This is a genomic window from Arhodomonas sp. AD133, assembly GCF_051195215.1.
Taxonomy (GTDB): domain Bacteria; phylum Pseudomonadota; class Gammaproteobacteria; order Nitrococcales; family Nitrococcaceae; genus Arhodomonas.
Window position 1 is genome coordinate 209342 of the sequence record NZ_JBNAZM010000001.1, and the last position, 26840, is coordinate 236181.

A 26840-nucleotide genomic window follows, 5' to 3' on the forward strand; every position below is an offset into this window, starting at 1 on the left:
GACCGCTATCCACCACGTAGTCTGCCAGACTTGGCTCGCACGCCGCGCCGTCGCGACGATTCCGCGCGCTCCGCGCCCGATGCTCGCTACAGTCAGTTCGTGGTCACGCCGAGGGAATTCCCCGACTCCGCCGGGGCCACTCCCCGGGGCGCCGCCTGCCCCGCGAGTACCGATATCGTCAATGAGAATGCCACCACCAGGGAGAGCCCGAGCGTCAGCGTGGTGAGCTCGGAGACAGCACCGATCGCCGGCGGCCCCACCAGAAAGCCGAAGTAGCCAACGGTGGACACCGCCGCCAGGCCGTGCCCCGGCGGCACCCCCGGTACCCGGCTTGCAGCCGCGAACACCAGCGGCACGACGTTGGCGAGGCCCAGTCCAACCGCCGCGAAGCCGGCGACGGCCGCTGCGGGACTGTCGAACGCGAGTCCGAGCGCGAGTCCCGTACCAGCGACGAGACCGCCGCCGCGCAATACCCGCACGCGCCCGAGCCGGGCCACCACACGATCGCCCATGAGCCGGCCGGCAGTCATGGTCGCAGAGAAGGCCGCAAAACCGGCAGCCGCCATGCCCGGCCCCACCTCGAGGACACTGCGCAGGTACACCGCCGCCCAGTCGAGCATCGCCCCTTCCCCGAGCATGGACAGCACACCGACGATGCCAAGAACCAACAACAGGCCACGGGGCCGCGCGAAACGCGGGCTTTCCTCGGCAGCCGTTGCCTGACCGTCCGCGAGCATGGCGCCGCCGGCAACGGCGACGGCGAACGCGCACGCGGCCGCCACGGCTACTACGTGAGCCGACGCCGTGATATGCATCGACAGGAGCAACGTGGCCAGGCCCGCCCCCGCCAGACCGCCGATGCTGAACTGCGCATGCAACGATGACATGATCGGCCGGGCGTAGGCCCGCTCCACCTCGACACCCTGCGCATTCATGGCCACATCGGTCGCACCGAGACATGCCCCGAATGCCAGCAGGCCCCCGGCCAGGACCGACAGCGACGGCGCGAGCACCGGCACCGGCAACAGTAACGACGCCACCACCCCGGCTGTGCGCGTTACGCGCGCGCTACCGAAGTGCTGGATCAGGCCAGCGGTCACGATCATCGCCGCCAAACCGCCCACCGCCGGTGCGAGCAGCACCACTCCGAGCACCCCCGGCGTCAGGTCCAGACGCTCCTGCACCGTCGGCACGTGCGGTCCCCAGGTCGCGAGCAACGCGCCGGCCACGAAAAACACCAGTGAGGTCGCACGCCGGGCGGCCTTCATGGCACCTCCTTACCAATAAGAGACCTATTAAAACCCCTGGGATCCAATTAGCATCCAATCGGTTCGTCGACGCAACGTTAGCCGCGCCGGGGCGCGAATACAACCCGGTAAACGCAGCATTCGTTTGACAGGGCAAAGGGTATTAGGTAAAAGCAAACCATTCGCATTTCTAGGCCCTCGGGCGCCAACCGCACGCCAATTGCTAGTTTATGGAGGTTGAATGCACGCCGTGAAACGACTGTTGACCTGGACGTTGCCCGTCCTGCTCGCTGCATCCGCGTTCGCCGCCACCGCGGCCGAGGATGCGAGCGTCAACGTGTACTCGGCGCGCAAGGAGGTGCTGATCCGGCCGTTGCTCGACCGGTTCACGGAGGAAACGGGTATCGAGGTCAATCTGCTCAGCGCCGGCTCCGGTGCCCTGCTCAGCCGACTGCAGAACGAGGGACGTAACACACCGGCGGACGTGCTCATCACCGTGGACGCGGGCAACCTTCACCGAGCACGCGAGGCGGGCGTACTCCAGCCTGTCTCCAGCGACACGCTGGACGAGGCCGTTCCCGACAGCCTGCGTGACCCCGAGGGTTACTGGTACGGGCTTTCCCAGCGTGCGCGGGTGATCTTCTACGCCAGGGACCGTGTCGAGCCGGACGCGCTCACCACCTATGAGGATCTCGCCGACGAGCGCTGGGACGACCGTCTGTGCATTCGCTCGTCCAACAATATCTACAACCAGTCGCTGGTGGCCTCCATGATCGCCCATAAGGGCGAAGAGGCGACACAGCGCTGGGCCGAGGGGCTCGTGGAGAACTTCGCCCGGTCGCCCCAGGGCGGTGATACCGACCAGATCCTCGCAGTCGCCGCCGGTGAGTGCGACGTGGCGGTCGCCAACACCTACTATTTCGGGCGCCTGCTCAAGGGTGACGACCGACGCGCCGAAATGGCGAGGCAGGTGGGTATCGTCTTTCCCAACCAGCAGGGTCGTGGCACTCACGTCAACGTCAGCGGTGGCGGCGTGACCAGACATGCGCGCCACCCGGACAACGCCGTACGTCTGCTCGAGTTCCTGCTGCGGCCCGAATCGCAGAAGTGGTACGCGGAGGTGAACAACGAGTACCCTGTGCGCCCGGGCGTCGAGGCGAGCGCTGTCCTGCGCGAGTGGGGCGGATTCGAAGCCGACGAGCTCAACCTCTCGAAACTGGGCGAGTACAACGGCGAAGCCGTTCGCCTGATGGACCGCGTCGGTTGGCGGTAAAGCCGTGCGCTGGCCCTCGTGACGCCGACAGGATCACGGGCAGTCACCGATACCCGGCGGGGGGCGCCAGCAGGCGGCCCCCGTCGTTATTCAGGCAGCGCCCCCGATGAGCCAGGCGCATTCATCGATGCACAGACCGAACATTCGATTGCACAGCGAACGCCACGATGCGACCGCAGGGGCGGTGACCGCCCCCCGGCGTGCCGTGCGCGGACGAACCGCATAGCACCATGGCAGCCGTAGCCGACCACGGGCAGCTCCCCAGCCGCCTGCGCCGCCCACGCATGGACCCCTGGGCCACTGCCGTGGTGTCGATCGCGCTGCTGGTGGCGCTGCCGGTGCTGGTCATCGCCGGCTATGTCTTCGCCCCCGGCGACGGTGTCTGGGCCCATCTGGCGCAGACGGTACTCCTGGACTACCTGCGCAATTCCGCCATTCTGGTCACCGGCGTGGGCATCGGTACGGCCGTCATCGGCGTCGGCACCGCATGGCTGACGACGATGTGCACCTTTCCGTTCAGGCGTGTATTCGAGCTCGCCCTACTGCTGCCGCTGGCCGTGCCCGCCTACATCATCGCCTACACCTACACGGGAATGCTCGACTACGCGGGACCGGTGCAATCGACACTGCGCGCATGGTTCGGCTGGGCCCAGGGCGATTACTGGTTCCCTGACGTGCGCAGCATCGGTGGCGCCATCACGGTATTGAGCCTGGTGCTCTACCCCTACGTTTACCTGTTGGCGCGCGCAGCCTTTCTCGAGCAGTCGGTCTGCGTGCTCGACGTGGGCCGGACTCTGGGGCTGACGCCGCGCCGCGTGTTCCTGCGCATCGCCCTGCCCCTGGCCCGCCCCGCCGTGGTGACGGGCCTGTCGCTGGTGCTCATGGAAACCCTGGCGGACTACGGCACGGTGCAGTACTTCGGAATCTCCACGTTCACCACGGGCATTTTCCGTACCTGGTTCGGCCTGTACGACGCCCACGCCGCCGCACAGCTCGCGGCGGTGCTGCTCGGTTTCGTGTTCGTGCTGGTGCTACTGGAGCGGTGGTCGCGTCGCCAGCGCCAGTACCATCACACGAGCAACCGCTACCAGGCATTGCCGGGATACCCGTTACACGGTCTGCGTGCGGCCCTGGCGGTTCTGGCCTGCCTGGCGCCGGTGCTGCTGGGCTTCGTGCTGCCGGCCATTCAACTCGGTTACTGGGCGTCGGACACGTACCACCAGGAAGCCGCCCGTGGATTCTGGTCGCTGGTAGGGAACAGCCTGGCACTGGCGGCAACGGCATCGGTGCTCGCCCTCGCCTGCGCTGTGCTGCTCGCCTACGGGCAACGCCTGCGTCCCACCCCTTGGGTTCGCGGCGCGGTGCGGGTCGCCGCGATGGGCTACGCGATCCCCGGAACGGTGATCGCCGTGGGCGTCATCGTGCCGTTCGCATGGCTCGACAACACCATCGACGCCTGGGCGCGCGATCACCTCGGTATCTCGACCGGGCTCGTGCTCAGCGGCACCATCTTCGCCATGGTCTTCGCCTATCTGGTGCGATTCCTCGCAGTCTCCGTGAACACCGTCGAGGCGGGCCTCTCCAAGCTCGGCCGCAGCATGGACGAAACCGCCCACTCCCTGGGCTGTTCCCCATCCCGGGTGCTGCGCCGGGTACATCTGCCGCTCATGCGGGGGAGCCTGCTGACGGCGGCGCTGCTGGTATTCGTGGACGTCATGAAGGAGCTGCCGGCAACGCTCATCCTCCGGCCCTTCGATTTCAACACCCTCGCCGTACGCGCTTACGAGCTGGCCACCGACGAGCAGCTCGCCGCCGCTGCGCCCGCTGCGCTCGCTATCGGCGCAGCCGGGCTCGTGCCGGTTATACTGCTCAGCCGCTCCATCGCTCATTCACGCCCGGGACACCGATAAGGATGCTCGAACTCGATCACGTGACCGTGACCTACGGCGATCACCCCGCCGTGGTCGACTTCAGCCTCTCGCTGGAACAGGGCCGCATCGGCTGCCTGCTGGGGCCGAGCGGTTGTGGCAAAACCACCGTGTTGCGGGCGATCGCCGGTTTCGAGCGACCCGCCCGGGGCGCGATCCGCCTCGGCGGGGAGATAGTCAGCGACACAGGCTTCGTGCTCCCGCCGGAACGCCGCCGCGTCGGCATGGTCTTCCAGGATCTCGCCCTGTTCCCGCACCTGCGCGTTTGGGAGAACATCGCCTTCGGGCTCGAGGGCAAGAGTCGCGGCGCACGGCGCCGGCGCGTCGAAGAGCTGCTCACGCTCATGGGGCTGCCAGGGGTCGGGGAACACTATCCCCACCAGCTATCCGGCGGGCAGCAACAGCGGGTCGCCATCGCGCGGGCGCTGGCTCCTCGGCCGATGCTGCTGATGCTCGACGAGCCGTTCTCCAGCCTCGACCCCGAGCTGCGGGAACAGCTACCCAAGGAACTGCGCGACATCTTTCGTGAAGACGGGGTCACCGTGCTCCTGGTCACCCACGACCAGCAGGAGGCGTTCGGCATGGCCGACGAGATCGGCGTCGTGCGTGCCGGCTGCCTGGAGCAGTGGGCGGCGGCGTATTCGCTCTATCATCGACCCGAGACCCGATTCGTCGCCGATTTCGTCGGCGAGGGCGTCATGATTCCGGGCCGGGTCGTCGACGAGCACGAGGTCGAGACCGAAATCGGGAGCCTGAAGGGGACCCTGCCGGCGAACTGTACACCGGGCACACGGGTGGACATCCTTCTGCGGCCGGATGACGTGGTCCACGACGACGCCAGCCCGATGAAGGCGCGCATTGTCGACCGCACTTTCCGGGGCGCGCAGTTCCTTTATACGCTCGCGCTGGAAAGCGGCCGCCACATTCTCTGTCTGGCCACGAGCCACCATGACCACCCACCGGGCGAGCTCATGGGCATTCGCCCGGAGCTGGATCACCTGGTGGTGTTTCCCGAGCAGACCGGCTCAGCGGCCGTCGGGTGACCACGGCTCGGCGTGCAGGCGGAAGTCGATGACCATGGGATCGGCGACGCGCAACGCACCGCCGAACGCCGCGAACGGCGTCAACCCCAGCTCTTCATGGCGCACGGCGATACGTCCCTCCACCACCAGCGCATCCTTCGCACGGGTCAGCGCCACGGGAACCGATAGCGAGCGCCGCCGGCCGCCGAGCCAGACCGTGAACCGCGCCACCGGCCGGGGTGGCGCACCGGTCAGGGCCGCAAGCGATACGCGCACCCGGGGGTAACGCTGCGCGTCGAGTACACTGGCCCCGCGGAGATTCTCTTGCGTCGCGGCGCGGGCACTCGGCGGCGGCTGTTCCCCGAAGAACGACTCCCAGCCGCGCCGCGCACCGGGCGGATCGGCCACCAGCTCAGTCACCGGGACGCTGAGATCCGCCCGCGCCGAACGCCAGTCGCCCCGTCGCCAACCAAAATAGCCGGTCATGTCGTTCGCGGCGATCACGTGATTGTGGCCCGCCTCACCAAGCGCGCCGGCGCGATACAACACCACCCACAGCCGCGACCGGTCCGCATCGATTCGGTAGACCGGCTCGCCTCCAGCGGCGAGCGCGTGGTAGGTAGTGACGGGAATCGGCGGCGGTGTATCGCCGTCGGCGGGCGTCGACGGCGGGCGCGACAGGCTCGTGCAGGCGGCGAGCAGACAGGCGGTCAGCATTGCGACGATCCGGTATCCGCGACGCGCTATCGGTTTCGACATGGATCGAACCTCCTCCAGATGCATGTTCCGCCGCCGCCGACTTCTAGTAAGATGGCAACGGTTTTCTTCCCCCACCAGTGCCAGGGCTCATGAGCTACGAACGCGACAACATCCGCCGCATGGCCGGTTACGTGCCGGGCGAGCAGCCGCAGGCCGCCGACGCCATCAAGCTCAATACCAACGAGAACCCGTATCCGCCCAGCGAGGCGGTGATGACCGCGTTGCACGAGGTGCCGGCGGAAGCCCTGCGTCGCTACCCTTCGCCCACCAGCGCGGGTTTCCGCCGCACGGCGTCGGAGCTACACGACGTGCCCCCCGAGCACATCGTGGCGACCAACGGCGGGGACGAGTTGTTACGCCTGGCGATCACCACGTTCGTCAATCCCGGCAGCCCGGTGGGCGTCGCCGAGCCGAGCTATTCGCTCTACCCCGTACTGGCCGCCATTCACGGCTCACCGGTGGTGCGGGTCGCGCTGGACGAGCACTGGCGGCCGACCCCCGATTTCGCCGAACGCATGAACCGCGAACGGGTGCCACTCACCTTTCTGGTCAACCCGCACGCGCCCTCCGGCACGCTGCTGGAGCCGGATGCCATTGCCCGTATTGCCAAAGGTCTCGGTGGTGTACTGGTCGTCGATGAAGCCTATGTGGACTTCGTCGATCCGGCGCTCGAGCACGACGTAGTCGCGTTGACCCGAGAGCTCGACAATCTGCTGATTCTGCGCACGCTGAGCAAGGGTTACTCCCTCGCCGGACTGCGCTTCGGTTACGGCATCGGCTCGCGGGCCCTCATAGACCCTATCGCCCAGAAGACTCGCGACAGCTACAGCGTCGATGCTGTCGCCGAGCGCGTGGCGATAGCCGCGTTGCGCGATCACGATCATGCCGCCGATACCTGGACCCAGGTTCGCGAGGAACGTACGCGGCTGGCCGACCGCCTGGCAGCCCTGGGCCTGGAGAGCCTTCCCAGCCAGACCAACTTCCTGCTGGCACGGGTGCCCGAGAACTTCGCCGGCGGCGCCGCCGAAGTTCACCGGCATCTGCGCGAGCGCGGGATTTTCGTCCGGTATTTCGATCACACCGGGCTGCGCGATCGGCTGCGTATCAGCGTGGGCACCCCGGCTCAGAACGACAGCCTTCTGCGGGCACTCGCCCAGCTACGGCACTGATGCACCACCCGCTGCAACAGGTGGCGGGTGGAAAGTCTCGAGTGAAAGGATCCAAGTGGCACATCCCGTGCCACGGCAATGCGCCTGCAGCGTCCCGCGGAGGTGCTGCACGGAAATTGGCGCGTTCACCCCGGCACTTTCGACATGGCCGGCTGCAGATATCTTGACGACACTCAAGGTCCCGGGGCCCACGGCCGATAACCTGTGCGGAATCGGATAACAACGCACAGGAGGTCACGGTGCGCAGGCTCTTCACCACCAGTATCCGCAACAAGCTGTTGCTGAACACGGGCACCGGCACCGGGCTCGTGCTCCTCGCGACACTCGCGGCCATGTTCGTGACGTGGCAGAGCCTGCAGACCTACCAGGGGCTACTGGGCCGCTCGGTGGCCATCCAGGAACGTCTCGCCGCCGTGGAACGCGCCCTCGACCAGCAGCTTCTCGCATGGAAGGACATCCTGCTGCTCGGCTCGGACCCGGCCCGCGAGCGTGCCGTCGAACGATTCGAGCGTGCCGCCGACAAGGTCCAGCGCGAAGCGTCGGCGTTGGGCGAGAGCCTGAGCGACACCGAGCGCGGCGGCGAGCTGGTCGCCGAGCTCAAGGCCCAGCATGAAGAAATGAACGCCGGCTACCGCGAAGGCCTGACGATGTTCGTCGACTCCGGCTTCATCCAGCTCACCGCCCAGGCAACGGTCGAAGGTCTTGCCGGGCCGCCCCGGAAAACGCTCGATGCACTCAAGACGTACGTTGAGAACCAACTGCAGGGGCTTGCCACGCGTACTGGCGAGCGCGCGCTCGACAACCTCCTCATCTGCCTCGGTGCCATGCTCGTCGCCGTGGTCATTGCCTTCTGCGTGTTCCTGCTGCTGCTACGCCGCAGCGTCACGCGTCCCGCTCATGCCCTGGTGGACAACCTCGAGCGAATGGCCGCCGGGGACTTTACGCAGCCCGTACCCCGGCACACGGAGGACGAGCTCGGCCGCGTCGCACGCGCCGCGGAGCAGCTGCGACAGGACATGGGCGCCCTCATCGGCCGGGTGCACAGCGCCGTGCAACAGCTCGGGGAGTCGGCGGAACAGGCCGCGGCCGTCGCTGAACACAACCGGACCGCAGTCAAGAGCCAGCAGCAGGAGACCGACCAGGTCGCCACGGCCATGAACGAAATGTCCGCGACGATCCAGGAGGTCGCGCGCCACGCGGGCGAGGCCTCGGAGTCCGCCACCGCGGCATCCCATGAGTCCGCTACGGGACGCAAGGTCGTGGAGGCGACCGTGCGGGACATCGACCAACTGGCCACGCGCATCGAGGAGGCCGGCAAGGCGGTCGAGCAGCTCGACGAGCACAGCACGGCTATCGGCTCGGTACTCAACGTCATCCGCGAGATCGCCGAGCAGACCAACCTGCTCGCCCTTAACGCCGCCATCGAAGCGGCACGCGCGGGCGAGCAGGGGCGCGGCTTCGCGGTGGTCGCCGAAGAGGTGCGGGCCCTGGCGCGGCGCACCGCCGAATCCACCGAGGAGATCCAGCGCACCATCGAGGCACTCCAGTCGGGGAGCCGGCACAGCGTCTCGCTGATGAGCGCGAGCCGCGAAGGAGCGGCAAGCACCGTGGAGCAGGCGCGCGGAGCCGGCGAAGCACTGGGACGCATCGATGAGGCGGTGGCCCGGATCGGCGAGATGAACACCCAGATCGCGAGCGCCACCGAGCAGCAGTCCTCCACCTCCGAAGAGATGAACCGCAGCATCAGCCACATTGCCCAGGTCGCGGACGACAGCGCGGAAGCGGCATCGGAGACCACCCGGGCGAGCCAGTCGCTCAAGGATCTAGCCGAAGAGCTCCGCGGCCTCGTCGACCGCTTCCAGGTCGCCGACGCGCGCTGACCCCGCGACGGCCGCCGGCGGTTCCGCCGGCGGCTCGCTACGACCGATACCCATCCCGCCCTTCCCGTTCCCCGCGACACCGGCACAGTCGCACCGAAGGACCGCTTTCAACGCTACCGCAACGGCCGTGAATAGCGAGTATTGACAGTCTCTTTTTTTATTTGAACGTTGAACTAAAAACAACCCCGCCTTAAGCTCCCGCTAAGCTGGTCACTACGGCTGGTGCAAGAAGTACACACTCAGGAGGACCGTATGCACATCGCTGCAAAGTCCGCGGCGCTACTCGGCGCCCTCGGCCTGGCGGCCTCGGCGCAGGCGGACGTCACCGTCGAGCGCGGCCCCACGCCCCTGGAAAATGGCGACGCCACTGCCGTCCGGGACATTCAGCTACGCAACGACCACCTCGTTGCATCCATTGCCGTTGATTCGGCTCCGCCCTGGGGCGTCGCCCCGGGCGGCATCATCGACGCGGCGCCCGTACGCGACGGCGAGGCGTTGCGCGACAAGGTCTCGCTCATCGACTTCATTCCCAACAACTGGTCGAGCTGGCCGACCTCCTATCAGCGCTTCGAAGTCGTGGAGGATGGTCCGCAGCGCGGGGTCATCCGCGTGACGCGCGACTGGGAGGCGGTGGTTCTGACAACCACCTACACGCTCGAGGCGGACTCGGACCGCATTCACGTGGTCACCGAAATGGCCAATGAAGGGGACAAAACGTACGAGGACATTCTCTCCGGCTATGTCATGTGGCCGGATGGCGGTCACCTCTTCGGGCCGGCGGGTATGCACGGCACTGAAGAGGGCCCGGCGGATTCGGCGTTCGCAGACTGGTCCGCCGCCTACGACGAAGACTGGGGATTCGCCCTGCATGCCCCGTACATGAGCTACGTCGATTACGACGCCCGAGATCTCTATCTCGGCCACGATCTCGCCCCGGGCACCTCTCGCACGTTCGAGGGCTGGATTCAGATCATGCCCGACGGCAGCATCGCCCGTGCCGCGGAAGCGGAAATCGAACGCAAGGGGCTCCCTGCCGGGACGGTGTCCGGTGAAGTGCGTACCGCCGGCGGGGAACGGGTTGCCGCTCCCGTGATCGTGGCCGAGCGCGACGGCGAGCCGTATACCTGGACCATGGGCGAGGACGGTCGCTACCGCCTGCGTCTGCCCGCCGGGGAATACGAGGTTTATGCCACCGCGCGCGGCCACGCCGACAGCGAGCCCGTCCCGGTCACCGTCACCGCTGACGGCGAGCACGATGTCGCCTTCGACGACCTGCGCGCGCCCGGCACGGTGCGTTTCGAGGTCACCGGTGCCGAGACCGGCGACGTCCTGGATGCGCGCCTGTCCATCGCCGAGGGTCAGACCCCGCTAGTGGGCTTTCTGGGTAAGAAGACCTACTTCACCGAGCTCGATCGGCCCGGCGTGCGCGAGGTCTCCATCGCCCCGGGGGAGTACGTGTTCGAAGTGGCGCACGGCAAGGGCTTCCTCGCCCGGGCCCAGTCGGTGCCGGTGACCGTGCGCGCCGGGGAGACGACGACCCGGACAGTGAGCATCGAGCGACGAACCATGCCGAACGATCGTGGCTGGTACGCTGCCGACATGCACCATCACTCGGACGTGCTCGATGGCTTCACGGCCCCCGAGTACGTGGTGCGCTCCCAGCTCGCGGCCGGTCTCGACCTCACCCTGCTATCGGACCACGACACCACCGCGAATCTGGAACGAACCGCGGCGCTGTCGGCCAGTCGCGACGTGCCGTTCATTCCGTCCATCGAGATCTCCGCGTCCTGGGGTCACTTCAACCCCTACCCCATCGACCCGGCGGCCGATTACACCCTCAACTCCGGCGAGGCGCCCGTCCAGGAAATCATCGCGCAGCGCGAGAAACTGGGTGCCGAGGCCATACAGATGAACCATCCGTACATCAAGTACGGCTACTACACGAACGCAGAGAACGGCACGGCCTCGGGTGGCTATTTCCCGCGTTTCGACCTAATGGAAGTGAACGCCGACGGCGAGCACGAAAAGACACTCCGCAAGGCATGGGATCACTGGAGCCATGGAGAGCGGGTCTACCTGAGCGCCGGCTCCGACGTTCACGATGTCTGGAAGAACCGCTCCGGCGAAGTGCGAGCCTACGCGCGCGTCCCGGGTGAGTTGAACGCCGAGGCTTTCGTCACCGCCCTGCGTGATGGCCACGCCTTCGTGACGTTCGGGCCGATGGTCTACCCGGACGTGGACTTCGGCGACGACCTCCGGGTCGCCCAGGGCGAGCCGGTGACGCTCGGGTTCGATCTGGCGGCGGCGAACGGTCTCCAGGCGATTCGTGTGGTCGGCGACGGCGGCGACGTGGTCGCCGAACAGTCCTTCGACGACGCGCCAGTGAGGGCACGCTCGACGTTCGAGCTTCCCGCTGCCGGCGATACCTTCTACGCCGTGGTGGTCGAGGACGCCGAGGGCAAGAAGGCGTACTCCAACCCGATCTGGGTGGACGCCATGGCGCACCGCCCCGCCCCCGGGAACGACGACGAGGGCTGACGGCCCACCTTGAGCGGGGTGCTGCGGTGCCCCGCTCCACCCGCCCGACCGCCCCTTCCACGCCCCCCTTGTCCCCTCGTTTCCGCAGGGCTAGGATTGCCGAAATATCCCCGTCATGTGGGCGACCCCATGCGCCTCGACACCCAGCCGGACCAGCCCGCACAGGTGGACGCCAAGCATGCACGCTGGGTCTCCTCGCCGACCCTGGGTGTCCAGCGCTGCCTGTTCGAGGGTAGCGGCAGCGAGAGCGTACCGGCGACGAGTCTCGTTCGCTATGCGCCCAAGAGCGAGCTTGCCGAAACGGGCACGGTGGGTTGCGAGGAATTTCTCGTCCTCGAAGGCGTTCTGTCGGATGACAGCGGTGCCTACCCGGCCGGCACCTATGTGCGTAATCCGCTAGGCGGCAGTCACCGCCCCCGTACCGGTCCGGGCTGCCTGGTGCTGTTCAAGCATTCCGCAATGGAAGCCGGCGACGACATGCGGGTGCGCCGCCACACCGCCGATCCCCGCCTGTGGCAACCGGGTCCGGCGCCCGGAGTACGCGCGCTCTACCTGCACCGCTTCGACAGGGAGGAAACCCTGCTCCTCGAGCTGGCCCCCGGTGCCGCACTGCCGTCACGGGATCTTCCCGGCGGCGAGGAGCTGTTCGTGTTGATCGGCGAGTGTCATGACACGGGCGGGACCTATGGCCGGCACGTGTGGCTGCGCCAGCCCACCCGAGCCCGCGCGCCACGGCTGCAGACCGACTACGGCTGCCGACTGTTCGTCAAGCGTGGCCACCTGAGACCGGGCTGACCCCCCCTGCCGGCGGTTCCTCCGGTAGAATGGTCGCCAGCTACCGATAGGAGGGACCATGCAAAGAATCTGCGTGTACTGCGGTTCCAACGCAGGCCGTGACCCGTACTACCGGGAAGCCGCGGGAGCGCTCGGCGAAGCGCTCGTCGCGCGCGGCCTGGGCGTCGTGTACGGCGGTGCAGCCATAGGGCTCATGGGCACCGTGGCGGATGCGGCGCTCGCCGCCGGCGGCGAGGTCATCGGAGTCATGCCCGAGACGCTCCTCGCCCGTGAGATCGGGCATCGCGAATTGACCGAGTTCCGCGTGGTGCAGTCGATGCACGAGCGCAAGGCCCTGATGGCGGAGCTCTCGGACGGCTTCATCGCACTGCCCGGTGGTCTCGGCACCTTCGAGGAGCTCTTCGAGATCCTGACGTGGGCACAGCTCGGCTTTCACCGCAAACCCTGCGCCCTGCTCAACGTCAACGGCTACTACGATCAGCTCGTCGGCTTCCTGGACCACGCCGTGGATACCGGCTTCCTGCGCCGGGGTAACCGTGACATGCTTCTCGTGGAAAGTGACGCGGAGCGCCTGCTGGAGCGCTTCGCCGGGTACGAGGCCCCGCGGGTCACCCAGTGGATCGACCAGGAAAGCCTATGACCGCCATGACACCGGTGGATCGGCAGCATCTCACGCGTGCCATCGATCTCGCCGTGCAGGCGCGCCAGGCCGGTGACGAGCCCTTCGGGGCGGTACTTGCCGACGCGGCCGGCCGGATGTTGGCCGAGGACCGCAACACGCAGAACAACGATGCCGACCCCAGCGCCCACGCCGAGCTCAACCTGCTTCGTCATCTCGACGAGGATGCGCGCGGGGCGCTCGCCGGCGCGACAATGTACGCCAGCGGTGAGCCGTGTCCCATGTGCGCGGCGCTGATCTACCAGTGCGGTATCGATCGCGTGGTGTTCGCGGTCGGTGGCGCCCGCTTCCGCGAGCTCACCGGCGGCGACAGTGACCATCTCCACCTCACTTGCGCGGAAGTGATGGCCCGCGGGGAGCGGGCCGTGGAGGTCATCGGTCCCGCCCCCGGCGGCGAGGGCGAGGCCGTCTTTCGCTGAGTAGTCGCCGCCCGCCTCAGCGCACGTACGCGTGCCCGGAACGCTGCGCTGATGCGGGGGCTGTCAGGGCACGGTTCTGCGCCGCGCCGGCCTCGTCACCACCGATCTCGTCGAGATCCGGGTACCAGGCCAGCAGCCCCGTGACCAGCGCCATACCATCGGCATGCAGATCCATGCGCTTGACGTCCACGTTGGACAGGGTATCGCAGGCCTGGTGATAGCATGGATCGTAGGGCTCGCCGGCCGTTCCACCGAATCGTTCGGCCTCCTCCTCGGTCTTGACCACTTCGGCCCCGGTGAACAGTCCGCCGAAGGGAATGCCGGCTTCGAAGAACGCGGCATAGTCCGAGCGGAAGCTGATCTCCGTGGGCGCATGGGGTTCGCCACGACCATTGAAGTAGTGCTCGAACAGCGCCTCGATCTCCCCGGAACCGGGCGGCCCCGCCAGGCCGAACGCCGAGCCGTCGCCGTCATAGATCAGGTTCACCCCGTTGGGCGAGCCGATCATGTCGAAGTTCAGGTAGGCGCCGATTCGCTCGAGCTCGGCATCATCGAGATTCTCGACGTAGTGGTTCGACCCCAGCAGACCGGATTCCTCCGCGCCCCACCAGGCGAAACGCACACGGTTGGCGGTGTGGCTGCGCTGCATCAGCAACGCCAACTCGAGAATCGCGGCGCTGCCCGACCCGTTGTCGTTGATACCCGGCCCGTCTATCACGGAATCGAGATGGGCCCCGACCATGACGGTGCTGTCGGGATCGCCGCTGCGCGTCTCGGCAATGACGTTGTACGTCTCGGTCATCTCACGTGTCACGTCCGCCATCATGTGCAGGGTGAGTCCCTCCGTGGCGGCCCAGCTCTCACCTAGCCCGTAGGTGGCGAACAACACCGGAATGCCACCGCTGTAATCGCCACCCAGCGTGGCATTGATCAGTCCGGTGCGATCATCCGTGTCGCCCTGGTTGAAAATGATGGCACCGCTGGCGCCCGCAGCCGCGGCATTCTCCGCCTTCTGGCCGAACGCGCAGGCGCCGCGCTGGATCAACGCGATGTTGCCGGCAGGGAAATCCGCGAAATCCTCCGTCTCGCAACCGCTGGTTGAGCTGTTGCCACGCCCGAGATCGAGGTCCACCGGTGTCACCGTGGCTTCCGCCTCGCCCGGGTCGGTCTGGGAGAGCATCGCGAAATCCGTGTTGCGCTCGTAGACCGTGTCCGCCGGCGCTGTCTGCTGCAGGCTCGCGTCGTGGGGGTAGAACGCCAGGAACTCGAACGGCTGGACGTCCACCTCATAGCCCGCGGCCAACAGTTGATTGCGCACGTAATCCACGGAGCTGCGGTAACCCGGCGTCCCGGAAGCCCGGTTGCCGTCATTGGCGTTGGCAATGTCCTGGAGCATCTGCAGGTGTTCGTGGACGTTGTCGCCACGCATGCACAGGGCGAGGCCCAGGGGGCTGCTGCTCAACCCGCCAGCTCGGCAGGCGCGATCCCAACCGGGCGGTGGTTCGCCGCGATCCGGCGGCAGGGCCTGGCTTGCGGGTGCGAAGCTCGTGACCAGCGCACCCACGGCCAACGCGTGCTTCCATTGCATGAGGGCTCCTCCATGCTGTTGTTGGTATATCCGGGGGCGGATGCCCCCTGACCTTCCTGGCTCGTCCCCCCTCGATTCCGCCACCGCCGGCAACTGCCGCCGGTGGACATGGCGGAAACTAGCAGCGATCCCGAACGGCGCAACGTCGCCATTGCCAATCCGGGCAGCCCGTCACATTCGCCGCCCGGTCCTGCGGGCACAGGCCGCGGCATCCATGTCGTCAACGAGCGAATTGTTCTAACATGGACAGAATGCGGATTCGCCGGGGCGCGCGGATGTCGACGCGCCTCCCGGGCCGGCAGAACAGGAGGAATCGACATGCTGCGCACCGCCTTCCGCCGAACCCTCGCCACCTTGGCTGCCGCGGCGGTGTCCGCCATGGTGCTGCCAACCGCTGCATCAGCGGCAGGGCTGCTCGAGCAGATCAACAGCGAAGGCCGGATCCAAGTAGGGCTCGAAGGCACATATCCGCCGTTCAACTACCAGGACGAGAGCGGGGAACTGGTGGGTTTCGAGGTGGATTTCGCCCGGGCGCTCGCCGGGGAACTGGGCGTGGAGGCCGAGTTCGTGCCCACCAAGTGGGACGGCATGCTCGCCGGCCTGGACACCAAGCGATTCGACGTCATCGTCAATCAGGTGACCATTACCCCGGAGCGACGGAAGAAGTATGATTTCTCCGAGCCCTATACGATCTCGGGGATGCAGATCATCGTCCGCCAGGGGATGCAGGACGAGATCGACGGGCCCGCCGACCTCGCCGGCCGGGCGGTCGGCGTGGGCCTGGGCACCAACTATGAGCAGTGGCTCAATGAGAACGTGCCCGAGGCCCAGGTGGAGACTTACCAGGACGACCCCTCGAAGCTGCAGGACCTGCGCGTCGGCCGCATCGACGCGGTGATCAACGACAAGCTCATGGTCGGTTTCCTCATGGAGAAGTCGGACGGCCGTATCGTCGCCGCCGGCGAGCCGTTCGCCACGCAGCGCGTGGGCGTGGCCCTGCGCAAGGGCAACGACGATCTGCTCGCCGCCGTCAACGAGGCGATCGCCGACCTCCGTGAAAGCGGCGAACTGGCCGAGATCTCGGAGAAGTGGTTCGGCATCGACGTCACCCAGTAAAATCCCCGTCCAGTGATCGAAAACCTGCAACTCGTCTTTCAGTCCGCGCCCTTCCTCCTGAAGGGCGCGCTTTATACCATCGGTCTGAGCGTCGGCGGCATGCAGCTGGGGCTCGTTCTCGGCTTCTTGCTGGCACTGATGCGGCTATCGCCGCTGCGCGTGCTACAGGTTACGGCCCGCATTTACACGTCGTTCATCCGCGGCACGCCGTTGCTCGTTCAGCTCTTCCTCATCTACTACGGGCTGGCTCAGTACGGTCTGCGCCTCGACCCCATAACGTCCGCGCTGATCGGCTTCACCTTCAACATCGGCGGTTATACGGCGGAAATCCTGCGCGCGGCCATCGCCTCCATCGACCGGGGCCAGTGGGAAGCGGCCTATTCCATCGGCATGTCCCCCGTACAGGCGATGCGCCGGGTCATCGTCCCCCAGGCCGCCCGCGTCGCACTGCCGCCGCTGGGCAACACCTTCATCAGCACGGTCAAGGACACCTCCCTGGCCGCCACCATCCAGGTGCCCGAGCTCTTCCGCCAGGCGCAGCTCATCACCGCGCGTACCTATGAGGTCTTCGCCATGTATCTGGCTGCCGCGTTCTGCTACTGGGTGCTGTCCACCGGATTGTCGTGGCTGCAGAACCACCTCGAGGCACGCGCCACCCGCCACACGCGAGCGAGCTGAACCGCCATGAGCATGATCGAGCTTCGCGGCCTCACCAAGCGATTCGGACCCAATGAAGTACTCCGGCACATCGACCTGGACGTGGACCGCGGCGAAGTGCTGGCCGTGGTCGGCCCGAGCGGTTCCGGCAAGACCACCCTCCTGCGCTGCCTGAACTGCCTGGAGGCGCCCAGTGATGGCCGCATACGTGTGGGCGACATAGAAGTCGCCGGCGACCGCCCGCTGACAAGGCAGAAGCATGCAGTGCGGCGCTTGCGCCAGCACGTCGGCTTCGTCTTCCAGGGGTTCAACCTGTTTCCGCACCGAACGGCCCTGGAAAACGTCACCGAAGGCCCCATCGTGGTCAAACGGGAACCCCGCGAGAGCGCAGAACGCCGCGGCCGCGCCATGCTCGAGCGCGTCGGACTCGGCGACAAGGCGGATGCGTACCCGGCCCAGCTCTCCGGCGGTCAGCAACAGCGTGTCGCCATCGCCCGGGCGCTGACCATGGAGCCGGATGTCATCCTCTTCGACGAACCCACCTCGGCGCTGGACCCGGAGCTCGTCGGCGAGGTGCTCGCGGCGATCCGGGACCTCGCCCGCGAGCACCGCACCATGGTCATCGTCACCCACGAAATGGCATTCGCGCGGGACGTCGCCGACCGTGGCCTGTTCATGGCCGACGGCCAGATCGTGGAGCAGTCAGCGGCCCGGGACCTCTTCACCGCACCGCGCGAAGAGCGCACGCGGCGATTCCTGCACAAGCTGCTCAACGCAGGGCAGGCGCCGCAGCACGACGACACCGCGCCCCCGCAGTGACGCCGGCGATGTATGCACCACCGATGCCGAGCGAGCCGTGACGACTGCCCGGGATCTCGCGGATTTCCTGGAGCACGCGCGGGACACCGACGGTGCGCACCGGCGGCTCGTCGTGGTGCCGGCCACGCAACTGCCCACTGACCTCGCCGCCGCGCTGCCCACGGGGAGCGTGGTCGTCGCCACCACCGCCATAGACGGGCACCGCCACGTGATGCCCCGGCAGGTGCGTTCGCTGCTGGGGAGCGAACACCGGGACGCCGTCCTGGATGCGCGTGACGGCCTCGACCTGGACGCCTTCGCCGTCCTCGCCGGCACGCTACGCGGGGGCGGTCTGCTGGTCCTCCTCGCCCCGGACCTGGCCGCCTGGAGTACGCACGCCGACGCCGCCATTGCCCGCCGGCTGTCTTGGCCAAATACGCCCGCCGACTGTGCCCCGCACTTCCGCGACCGCCTGGTGGAATTGTTGCGAAGCGATCCCGCCGTGGGCGTGTTCCCGGACCGACCGCCAGCTCCCCCCGAATGCGGCGGCGCGACGGCGACGACACCACAGGATCCGGATTGCGCGACGGCCGACCAGGAGGCGGCGGTGGCCGCGGTCCTGAAAACCGCACGAGGACACCGGCGTCGCCCCAGTGTGCTCACGGCCGACCGCGGCCGGGGCAAGAGCACGGCGCTGGGTATCGCGGCTGCACGCCTGCTCCAAGGTGGCATGACGCGACTGCTGGTCACAGCGCCGAGCCGCGATGCGGCCGAGACGCTCCTTGCCCACGCGGCCGCTGGCGCCGATGCAGGGGGTATCCGGTTCCTCCCGCCCGACGAACTACTGCGCCATCACCACCCCGCCGACATGCTGTTCGTCGACGAAGCGGCCGGTTTGCCGGCGCCAATACTCGAGACCCTGCTCACACGCTACTCGCGCATCGCATTCGCAACGACCACCCATGGCTACGAAGGCACCGGTCACGGATTCCGGATACGCTTTCGTGCGGCGCTGGATCGTCTCACGCCGCAATGGCGGGATGTGACGCTCACCCAGCCGATCCGCTGGGCATCCGGCGATCCGCTGGAGTGCTTCACCACGCGGGCACTGCTGCTGGACGCCGAGCCACACGCCCTGCCGGCCACTGGGCCGGTCGGTCGCCTGCACGCCAGCGAGCTGGACCGGCGAGACCTGACACAGGACGACGCCGCGCTGCGCGCTTTCTTCGGTCTTCTCGTGGACGCGCACTACCAGACCCGCCCCGAGGACATCCGTCAGGCCCTGGAGGCGCCCGATGCCCGCCTGTGGGCCGTGCGCGACGATTCCGGTAGCGTACTTGCGGCGGCGATAACGCTGGATGAGGGTGATCTGCCCCGCGACCGGGCCTCGACCATCTCCCGCGGCGAGCACCGCGTCCGCGGCCACCTGTTCGCCCAATCACTCGCGGCACACGCCGGGCTGACGGCGGCTGTCGAGCTGCGATTCCGCCGGGTCCATCGTATCGCGGTGCACCCGGGCGCGCGTCGCGCCGGCATCGGCCGCCAGCTCGTGAACGCTATCCAGGAGGCGGCCCGGGGCGACGGCCGCGATGCCCTGGCCACCGCATTCGGCGCCACGCCCAAGCTCATCGCCTTCTGGCGCGGATGCGGCCTCTACCCAATCCACGTCGGCAACCGGCGGGACGCAGCGAGCGGCACCCACTCGGTGTTCATGCTCCACGCGCTGAGCGCTGGCGCCACCACGCTGGCGAATGCCGCACGGCACAATCTGGCATCGGACCTCACCTGGCGCCTGGCCGGCATACTGACCCACCTTGATCAACAGGTCGCCGCGGCACTATGCCGCGAGCTGCCGGTGCCACCCCCCGATGCCCGGGATCGCAGCGTCGCCCGGATCTTCGCTGACGGCAACCGCGGACCGGACGATGCCGGTGCCTCGCTCCAGCGGTTGCTGCTCCACGCACTCGCGGCGGGCCACGATACGACGCTGGACGACCCGGCCCGGTATCTCCTTATCGGTCGCTTCCTCCAGCATCACGACTGGCCCGAGCTGGCCCGTGGCGCCAACCTCTCCGGGCGGCGGGCGGTCATCCGGCACCTGCGTCGGGCGGTGGCGGACCTGCTCGAGAGCTGCGGCGCGCACGGGTAGTCTCGCCCTGGCCAGACGACGTACGCCGCGAGCGTGTCCACCCCATGCTTGCGATCCCCGCCGCCGTGCCCAGCGCCTGACCCATGGCGAGCGACATCAACGTAAAGATTCCCGGCACCACGACCACGAGCCCGGTGGGCCCTGTCCCGGCTCCGCCCCAGGCCAGCGCCGCGACAACCACCCAGATCGACACCGCGATCCCGACACGGGCACGGACCGGGCCCGACAGTCCCAGTGCCAGTCCCGCCACCGCCAGCCCGGCGACGCCCACGGACAACAGCCCGCCGGATACGCCCGCGATTGCGGTGATGATACCGCCAATGCCCATACCTGCCGCCACGCCGGGTGGACAGGAAACCGGTCTGCTGCTGCCTGCGAACCGCGCGCTCGCCGGTGTGACGGTCACCGGTCGCTCTGCGCCGTTCACGCCCCGGATCACCAGCCTCTCGGCCGCGACTGCTGTGTCGTCGGCGGCACGAAGCAACCCGCGAACGTCTGCGAGCCGGTGGGCCAGCGCATGAGCCATGCCTGTCCGGCAAGCTGCTGCCCCGCGGCAGCATCCAGAACATCCACGCTATAGAACCATGGCGCCCACGCCGCACCCGCAATCGCCGTTCCGGCGCTCCCCAACCGCTCCAGAGCGGCCGGCACCGGGGTATCGGGCGAAAACGCGACCACCAGCCGGTCACCGGGCTGAGTCGCCACCGCCGCGGCGTGGAGCGTGACCGCCAGTGGCAGCGCATACGCCGCGATCAACACAGCCACGAACCCGCCCGCCATAAGCCAGTGCTTCACGCCGTCACCCTCCTCCTTGTCCGGCTCGGACATGCCGGTGCACGGTCAGTGTCTTGAATGAGAATGTCGCTGCACTTCTGAGCGCCCCGGTGTCGCCAGGCGGCGGCGCGAAGGCGTGGCGGCCCCCATGTCGAGCGACGCCAACACCGCGACGGCGGCGCCATGTCGCACAGAGATACAGCGACATTCTCATTCAGGACACTAGCGTATTAGCCGCCCCAGGTCGTGAGCGATGTCCTCGGCATTGTCCTCGGGACGAATCAGCAGCCTCGCCTGGCCACGTCCGTCGAAGGCGAGCACGCTGCTCCCGTGGGAGACGGGATAGTTGCCGGACTCGTCGCGCTCGCCATATCCGAACGCCGAGCCATATCGGCTCGCCAGCCGGCGCAGCCGGGCCACATCGGCGGTTGCCCCCACGAATTCCGGTCCGAAGGCGTCGGTGTAATCAGCGAGGCGAGCAGGGTCGTCCCGACCGGGATCGACGCTCACGAACAGAACCCGGATCCGCTCGTGTTGTGAGTCCGGGAGTCCGTCGATGGCCGCGCTCAACGTCGCCAGCGTCGTCGGACAGACGTCCGGGCAATACGTATAGCCAAAGAACAGCAGGGTGACGTGACCGCGAAACGCGGCTTCCGTGATGGTACTTCCCCGTTCTCCCGTCAGGGCGAAGTCGAGCCCCGGGAACGCAGCGCCATCCAGTTCACGGGTCCGCCACGTCGGCTCCTGCGAGCAGGCCAGTAACACGACCGCCATCACGGCCGACAACGCCGTTCGCAGTGGCCAATTGCGCCTGGTGCATTCTCCGGCCGGGTGTCGTCGGATCGCACGGCGGTGATGACATCCTCTCATTACGGCCTCGCCCGATCCGATCTCCGGGAACGCTCGTCACCACCGAGGGTAGCCGCAGCGCGCCGCGCTGCAAGCGCGCGGCCTGCCCCGCGCCCCGCGCAGAACGTCACGGTGTGCGCGCGTTGTGACACCGTAACGTTACATTCCGTGACACCCAACGCCGGCCGCGCCGCCGCGATACCGCCCAACGGCCCGCCTGCCGGCATTCCGCAGCCCCACGGACCAACATCCACCACATGGCACGCTCAATGCATCGGTATCATAAGCCCCCCTGATGGGGCCTCATCGTCGCGAGGGGATTGTCACAATGAGCCTGTCCGTAAAAACGCCTCGCAACGGCCAGCGTCGCCAGCGCCGGGCCTCCTCCGCACGGCATGCTGGTAGCCCGGTGGCCAGCGCACTGGACACGCAACGCCTGCTCGAGGACAACCGGCGGCTGGGCGACAGCGGTGGTGTCAGCGAGAACAATCGCCACGCCGGGTTCCGCGCTGCCTTCCGCGATGAGGAAACCGGCAGGGTCGCCCTTCCCCGCTTTCGCGACGGCACACCGGCTCCCATGCACCTGCTCGACGGACTCCCCGATGACTGGGTGCTGCAGCGGGATGCCGCCGGCCGGATAACGGCGTTGAAGCCATCGATAATCGCTGGCTTCCTGCGTGACGGCGATTTTTACACCCGGGAGGAAGCCGCCGAGGCCACCGGCGACTCCTCCCGTTGATGACTAATCCGATTCCAGGTCATGCCACATGTCAGCGGGCCTGTCGGGCGCTCTCGCGGCGTTGCACTCACTCGACGTGAGCCTCGCCACGCCTTCGCGCGCGCCTTGCAGCCGAACCGCACAGCGCTCTGACAGGTGGCATACCCTCCGATTAGTAGCCGTGTGCGCCGCGTGCACGTGCCGCGCGGCACCCCGATGTCACGATTCGTGACACGCACATCACACATTGCCGCCCGGGATACCGCTATTCTGGCGCCTCGATTCAGCCAGCCAGGGATGTCGCCATGTCGCTGACTTCGAGAAACCGCACGCTGCTCGGTCTCTTCACGAGCGCTGCCCTTGTCGCCGGCTGTGCCGGCCATAGACCACACGCCGGTGTCACGGCGGACCTCCAGCCGGTATCGGAACACCTGCGCGCGCAGGCGTACCAGTGCGAAGGCGGCAAGTACATCGTCGTCGAACAGCAGGGGCCGGATGCCGTGTTTCTGTTCCTGCCGGCCCGCAACGTCCGCCTGGAACGCACCGATACAGGCGATGGCCGACGCTATCGCAGCGCGGACGGCATGACACTGCGCACCGCGGCCTCGAAGGCCGTGCTGACGACACCGGATGGCCACCGCTTTCGGTGCCGCGAGCGTCACGCGCGCTCGGTCATCGAGGACGCGAGGCTACGCGGTGTCGACTACTGGGCGCGTGGGGTCGATGCCATCTGGGCGCTGGAGATCGGCCCGGACCGCACGGTATTGTTCACGCGTAGCAACGGCAAACGCCGCTACTTCCCCACCCCCGAGTCCAACGGGGACCCCGGGGCAGGGAACACGCACTATCGCCTGCGTACCGACACCCACGAGCTCGAAATCACCATCGGCGAGCAAGGGTGTGACATGCATGCCGAGCATGCGCCCTACCCCACGACGACCATCCGGCTGACCCTCGACGGCACCGCCCTGCCGCGCGGATGCGGCATGGCGCTTCACTGAGCTTACATCCAGTCCGTCAGCATGAGGCCCAGGCTTGCCCGGGTGCTGACGTGATCATAGTCGACGAGGCCGTCGCCATAGCCGTGGAAGAGCTGCACGTAGCCCTTCATGCCACCCCACAGCGGGTGGCTGTAGTCGAGCTGGACCGCCCCGCGCAGGTCGCCGCTGACATCGAAGTTGCTCCGCAGCATCAGCCCGTAGGTGTGCGGTCCGTCCTTGTAGAACGTCCACACTTCGCCATTGCCGTAGTAGTCCGTGATGCCCGGGTTGTCGTCGTCCTCGTCCGATTCCGGCAGCCGCCACCAGAGCTTCGCGTTCACGGCGAGATCGCCGTTGTCGAACACCGCCCCGGCGATCACCCGGTTCCAGCTCCGGGAGAGGGGGTCCGAGCGGCCGTTGGACATGTGATTCAAACCGAGCGTGAACACGCGCCCGCGCAGACCGAAAAGATCGTAATCGGTGTTGTAGGCATAAATCACCTCGGGCTCGTAGTTGGTTTCGCGAAACGGCGAGGAATCGTCACGATTGTAGGCCTGCCAGAACGACTGCTGCGTGTACGCCACCCAGAGGTCGCCCTGCCGGGAGAACAGGTTCGGCCAGACCTTGGTCTTGAAGCTCACCTGGTATTTGAGCTCGGTACGGTCGAGGCCGTCCTCGAGCACCCCTGCTGACTGGTAGACTTCGTCGTTGGGGCTGGCATTGTACGACAGCGGCAACAGGTAAGTGGGACGGTGCGGCGTGATCACGAAAGGTCCGCGATCGGTCTGCGCCACGAGCTCCCAGCGCTTGGCCATCGCCGACGGCTCCGGCGGCGGAGGCTCGGCCTCCACGGTCTGCGGCCCGGCCCGTCGCTCGGGCAGTAGCTCGTCGGCCGAAACCCCCGTCGGGGTACGCCCCAGGGTGGTGTCGTAGCACGTCAACCGCTCCTGGGGATCCTCCAGTCGGAGACAGCCCTGCAGTTCCTGACTCTCGATCGCACCGCCCAGCCCGTCGGGAGACTCCTGGGCCTGGGCCGCGAATGCTGCGAGCGCAAGCGCGAGACCGGTAAAGTGGTTGGTATTCACGCTCTGACGATCCTTCTGCGAATTGCACATCCCGGCGGGACGCCCATGCGCCGCCGGTGACCCGGTGGCTCATCCTGCCGCAGATCGTGGCCCCGGACCACAACGCGCAGGCAGCGCTGGGCGCCGAAGGCCGCGTCGAGTAAGCTTGCCGGCGGTTAACGACGTCCTGTCGCCGAGCGCTGACAATACCGCGACCCACACGAATGACCAGCGACAAGCCCGAACCATCCGATCCGTGCGCCGTGCCGACCCCGATTGCGCTGTGGGATTCCGGTGTTGGCGGCCTCACCGTCCTGCGGGCATTGCGGCGGGAGCGTCCCGATGCGAACTACCACTATTTTGCCGACAACGCGCATGCGCCTTATGGAATCCGCAGTGCCGATCGCATTCGTGAGCGTGCCGATGCGATCGTCGACTGGTGCACCACCATCGCCGCGGGGGCGCTCGTCGTCGCATGCAACACGGCGACCGCAGCAGCCGTCGAGCACTTGCGCAGCCGGCTCGACATTCCCGTTGTCGGCATGGAACCGGGCCTCAAGCCCGCGACACGACTGACCCGCAACGGCCGGGTGGGGATTCTCGCGACCGCCGGTACCCTGGCGAGCGAGCGTTTTCGCGTGCTGCGGGAACGCTACGCCCGCAGCGTCGAAGTGGTCATCCATCCCTGTCCCGAGCTGGTGACCCTCGCCGAGCGCGGCGAGATCCGCGGCCCTGCCGCACGCGCGGCGGTCACCCGCGCCATCGCCCCCTTTCGCGAGGCCGCAGTGGACACGCTGGTGCTCGGCTGCACCCACTTTCCCCTGTTCCGGCGGGAACTCCAGACTGCCCTGGGCCCCGATGTGCGCCTCGTGGATACGGCATCTGCTGTCGCTCGCCGCACCCTGCACCTGCTGTCAGCCGATATCAACGGATCCGGACGTATCGTGCTGTCGGCCAGCGGGGATCCGTCCGTGCTCGAGGCACTCGCAGAAGCGCAAATGACCGTGCAGGCCCCGTACGACTGACACGCCCGCCGATCACCGTCCGTCCGATCGGCGTCCCCCGGGCCGATCGGTGTGGCCGAGTTCACGGGATGGTGCTATTCGTGTTCTCACGGCTCACTACTCTCAGGAGGCCGTAATGCACGGACGTTACCCGCTACCCGCCGTCATGGCGTTGGCCACCTCGATAATGCTCGGCGCGTGCGCCTCGGCACCGCCACCACCCCCCGGAGACGCGCTGTCCGAAGCGGCGTACGCGATCGAGCAGGCCCGGCAGGCCATCGCCGATGAATCCCGCTCCCTTCCCCTCTACGAGGCCCAGACGAAACTGCAGCGGGCACGCAAGCTCGCCGATGCCGAGGACGACATTTCGGAAAACTATGCCGAAGCACGTCGGCTCGCCGAACGCGCCACCCTCGACGCCCGTCTTGCCGAAGCCGATGCGCGCCGGGTGAAAGCGGAGAATCAGAAGGCCGAGATGCAGGAAAGCCTGGAAATTCTCCGTCGCGAGCTGAAGCTCGAGGAGGGAACCCAATGATACGTCGAAGCCTTCTGACCCTAGGGCTGCTCGCCATGCTCACCGGGTGCGCAACGCAACCCGAGGAGCCCGACGACACCCTCGACGCCGCCGAGGCTGCCATCAGCGCTGCCGAGTCCAGTGCATCCGTGGCGGAGTACGCCCCGGTGGAGCTCGCGAAAGCCCGGGAACGCCTGGACGAGGCCCGGCAGGCACTTGGCGGGGGCGCGCAGCGGCGCGCCGAGCATCTCGCCTACCTCGCCGAGCGGCACGCGCAGATCGCCGTGGCAGCCGCGGCTGCTGCAGAAGCGGAAGCCGTGGCTGGACGTATCGCCAGGGAACGGGAGCAACTGCGCCTGTCACGACGGGAAGAACAAGTGGAACGTCAGCAGCGCGAAATCGACCAGTTGCGCGAGCAACTCGCGGAGCTCAAGCCCCGCGAGACGGAACGGGGCATCGTCCTGACCCTCGGCAACGTGCTGTTCGCGTTCGACAGCGCGCGCCTCACCGAGGCCGCCCAGTCACCGCTCGACCGGCTGGCGGCATTCCTGCGCGAGCATCCCGACCGGCGCATTCGCGTGGAGGGCCACACCGACAGCATCGGCTCACCCCAATACAATCAGGATCTCTCGAAACGCCGGGCCCAGTCGGTCGCCGATGCCATGATCCGGCGCGGCGTCGACCCGGCACGCATGGTCGTGGTCGGCTACGGCGAGAACCGGCCCATCGCGTCCAACGACAGCGAAACCGGCCGCCAGCAGAACCGGCGCGTCGAGTTCGTTATCCTCGACGCGGCATCGTCATGACACCGTAGAAGGGATCAACACCAAGCGCACGAAGGGTACAAAGGGTACGACACGCTGCTGCGGGCACTCACCGCACACCGGTTCGTCCCGCCCTTCGTGTGCTTCGTGGATTGC

24 protein-coding genes are annotated in these 26840 nt (G+C 67.5%); 18 read left to right on the forward strand and 6 right to left on the reverse strand.

Features of this window, described 5'->3' with window-relative positions; all coding sequences use genetic code 11:
* Positions 1-92: 92 nt before the first annotated feature.
* Entirely contained in the window at positions 93-1268 is a 1176-nt protein-coding gene (locus tag ACPEES_RS00850) for an MFS transporter (protein ID WP_435099879.1), read from the reverse strand.
* A gap of 220 nt (positions 1269-1488) precedes the next feature.
* On the opposite strand from ACPEES_RS00850, the gene ACPEES_RS00855 reads away from it, so the two are divergent.
* The 3 genes from ACPEES_RS00855 to ACPEES_RS00865 all read left to right on the forward strand — a co-directional run bounded on the left by ACPEES_RS00855 (position 1489) and on the right by ACPEES_RS00865 (position 5491).
* On the forward strand, positions 1489-2520 hold the full coding sequence (locus ACPEES_RS00855) for a Fe(3+) ABC transporter substrate-binding protein (RefSeq protein ID WP_435099882.1): 1032 nt from the start codon (positions 1489-1491) through the stop codon (positions 2518-2520).
* 230 nt (positions 2521-2750) lie between these two features.
* On the forward strand, positions 2751-4430 hold the full coding sequence (locus ACPEES_RS00860) for an ABC transporter permease (protein WP_435099885.1): 1680 nt from the start codon (positions 2751-2753) through the stop codon (positions 4428-4430).
* 2 nt (positions 4431-4432) lie between these two features.
* Positions 4433-5491 carry an ABC transporter ATP-binding protein gene (locus tag ACPEES_RS00865; protein ID WP_435099888.1) on the forward strand — a complete coding sequence of 353 codons (1059 nt, stop codon included), beginning with the start codon at positions 4433-4435 and terminating at the stop codon, positions 5489-5491.
* Here the strand turns inward: ACPEES_RS00865 and ACPEES_RS00870 are convergent.
* On the reverse strand, positions 5474-6229 hold the full coding sequence (locus tag ACPEES_RS00870; protein WP_435099891.1) for a hypothetical protein: 756 nt from the start codon (positions 6227-6229) through the stop codon (positions 5474-5476). The genes ACPEES_RS00865 and ACPEES_RS00870 overlap by 18 nt on opposite strands.
* A gap of 89 nt (positions 6230-6318) precedes the next feature.
* On the opposite strand from ACPEES_RS00870, the gene hisC reads away from it, so the two are divergent.
* The 6 genes from hisC to ACPEES_RS00900 all read left to right on the forward strand — a co-directional run bounded on the left by hisC (position 6319) and on the right by ACPEES_RS00900 (position 13709).
* Positions 6319-7398 carry a histidinol-phosphate transaminase gene (hisC, locus tag ACPEES_RS00875; RefSeq protein ID WP_435099894.1) on the forward strand — a complete coding sequence of 360 codons (1080 nt, stop codon included), beginning with the start codon at positions 6319-6321 and terminating at the stop codon, positions 7396-7398.
* 239 nt (positions 7399-7637) lie between these two features.
* Positions 7638-9278 (forward strand): methyl-accepting chemotaxis protein, encoded by a 1641-nt coding sequence (locus tag ACPEES_RS00880; protein WP_435099897.1) that lies wholly within the window; start codon positions 7638-7640, stop codon positions 9276-9278.
* A gap of 252 nt (positions 9279-9530) precedes the next feature.
* On the forward strand, positions 9531-11816 hold the full coding sequence (locus ACPEES_RS00885) for a CehA/McbA family metallohydrolase (RefSeq protein ID WP_435099900.1): 2286 nt from the start codon (positions 9531-9533) through the stop codon (positions 11814-11816).
* 129 nt (positions 11817-11945) lie between these two features.
* Positions 11946-12611: a cupin domain-containing protein gene (locus tag ACPEES_RS00890; RefSeq protein ID WP_435099903.1), complete on the forward strand. Its 666-nt coding sequence runs from the start codon at positions 11946-11948 to the stop codon at positions 12609-12611.
* A gap of 58 nt (positions 12612-12669) precedes the next feature.
* On the forward strand, positions 12670-13251 hold the full coding sequence (locus ACPEES_RS00895) for a TIGR00730 family Rossman fold protein (RefSeq protein ID WP_435099906.1): 582 nt from the start codon (positions 12670-12672) through the stop codon (positions 13249-13251).
* On the forward strand, positions 13248-13709 hold the full coding sequence (locus tag ACPEES_RS00900; RefSeq protein ID WP_435099909.1) for a nucleoside deaminase: 462 nt from the start codon (positions 13248-13250) through the stop codon (positions 13707-13709). Before ACPEES_RS00895 ends, ACPEES_RS00900 begins: the two co-directional genes overlap by 4 nt.
* Positions 13710-13725: 16 nt before the next feature.
* On the opposite strand, the gene ACPEES_RS00905 is transcribed toward ACPEES_RS00900, so the two are convergent.
* Positions 13726-15297 (reverse strand): M28 family metallopeptidase, encoded by a 1572-nt coding sequence (locus ACPEES_RS00905; RefSeq protein WP_435099912.1) that lies wholly within the window; start codon positions 15295-15297, stop codon positions 13726-13728.
* 318 nt (positions 15298-15615) lie between these two features.
* Between ACPEES_RS00905 and tcyJ the strand changes: the two genes are divergently transcribed.
* Genes tcyJ through ACPEES_RS00925 form a run of 4 tightly spaced genes read left to right on the forward strand, consistent with a single transcriptional unit; the run spans position 15616 to position 20017 of the window.
* A complete protein-coding gene (gene tcyJ, locus ACPEES_RS00910; RefSeq protein ID WP_435099915.1) occupies positions 15616-16413 on the forward strand; it encodes a cystine ABC transporter substrate-binding protein in 798 nt (265 codons plus the stop codon).
* A 12-nt stretch (positions 16414-16425) separates the two neighbouring features.
* Positions 16426-17091: a cystine ABC transporter permease gene (tcyL, locus tag ACPEES_RS00915; RefSeq protein WP_435099918.1), complete on the forward strand. Its 666-nt coding sequence runs from the start codon at positions 16426-16428 to the stop codon at positions 17089-17091.
* Positions 17092-17097: 6 nt separating this feature from the next.
* Complete coding sequence (gene tcyN, locus ACPEES_RS00920) at positions 17098-17889, forward strand: L-cystine ABC transporter ATP-binding protein TcyN (RefSeq protein ID WP_435099921.1); 792 nt, start codon at positions 17098-17100, stop codon at positions 17887-17889.
* A gap of 37 nt (positions 17890-17926) precedes the next feature.
* A complete protein-coding gene (locus ACPEES_RS00925) occupies positions 17927-20017 on the forward strand; it encodes a tRNA(Met) cytidine acetyltransferase TmcA (protein ID WP_435099924.1) in 2091 nt (696 codons plus the stop codon).
* Between the two features lie 435 nt (positions 20018-20452).
* On the opposite strand, the gene ACPEES_RS00930 is transcribed toward ACPEES_RS00925, so the two are convergent.
* Together ACPEES_RS00930 and ACPEES_RS00935 are read right to left on the reverse strand one after the other, a co-directional pair.
* Positions 20453-20812, reverse strand: coding sequence for a hypothetical protein (locus ACPEES_RS00930; RefSeq protein ID WP_435099927.1), 360 nt, complete (start codon positions 20810-20812; stop codon positions 20453-20455).
* A gap of 201 nt (positions 20813-21013) precedes the next feature.
* Positions 21014-21565, reverse strand: coding sequence for an SCO family protein (locus ACPEES_RS00935; protein WP_435099930.1), 552 nt, complete (start codon positions 21563-21565; stop codon positions 21014-21016).
* A gap of 403 nt (positions 21566-21968) precedes the next feature.
* Here ACPEES_RS00935 and ACPEES_RS00940 point away from each other — a divergent pair, with 403 nt between their 5' ends.
* Positions 21969-22379: a hypothetical protein gene (locus ACPEES_RS00940; protein ID WP_435099933.1), complete on the forward strand. Its 411-nt coding sequence runs from the start codon at positions 21969-21971 to the stop codon at positions 22377-22379.
* 284 nt (positions 22380-22663) lie between these two features.
* Entirely contained in the window at positions 22664-23359 is a 696-nt protein-coding gene (locus ACPEES_RS00945) for a hypothetical protein (protein WP_435099936.1), read from the forward strand.
* A 2-nt stretch (positions 23360-23361) separates the two neighbouring features.
* On the opposite strand, the gene ACPEES_RS00950 is transcribed toward ACPEES_RS00945, so the two are convergent.
* Complete coding sequence (locus ACPEES_RS00950; protein WP_435099939.1) at positions 23362-24423, reverse strand: phospholipase A; 1062 nt, start codon at positions 24421-24423, stop codon at positions 23362-23364.
* A gap of 203 nt (positions 24424-24626) precedes the next feature.
* Between ACPEES_RS00950 and murI the strand changes: the two genes are divergently transcribed.
* From murI to ACPEES_RS00965, 3 genes are all read left to right on the forward strand, one after another.
* On the forward strand, positions 24627-25427 hold the full coding sequence (gene murI, locus ACPEES_RS00955; RefSeq protein ID WP_435099942.1) for a glutamate racemase: 801 nt from the start codon (positions 24627-24629) through the stop codon (positions 25425-25427).
* Positions 25428-25542: 115 nt separating this feature from the next.
* Positions 25543-25941 carry a DUF4398 domain-containing protein gene (locus ACPEES_RS00960; protein WP_435099945.1) on the forward strand — a complete coding sequence of 133 codons (399 nt, stop codon included), beginning with the start codon at positions 25543-25545 and terminating at the stop codon, positions 25939-25941.
* A complete protein-coding gene (locus tag ACPEES_RS00965; protein ID WP_435099948.1) occupies positions 25938-26726 on the forward strand; it encodes an OmpA family protein in 789 nt (262 codons plus the stop codon). The genes ACPEES_RS00960 and ACPEES_RS00965 overlap by 4 nt, the downstream gene beginning before the upstream one ends.
* Positions 26727-26840 lie beyond the last annotated feature (114 nt).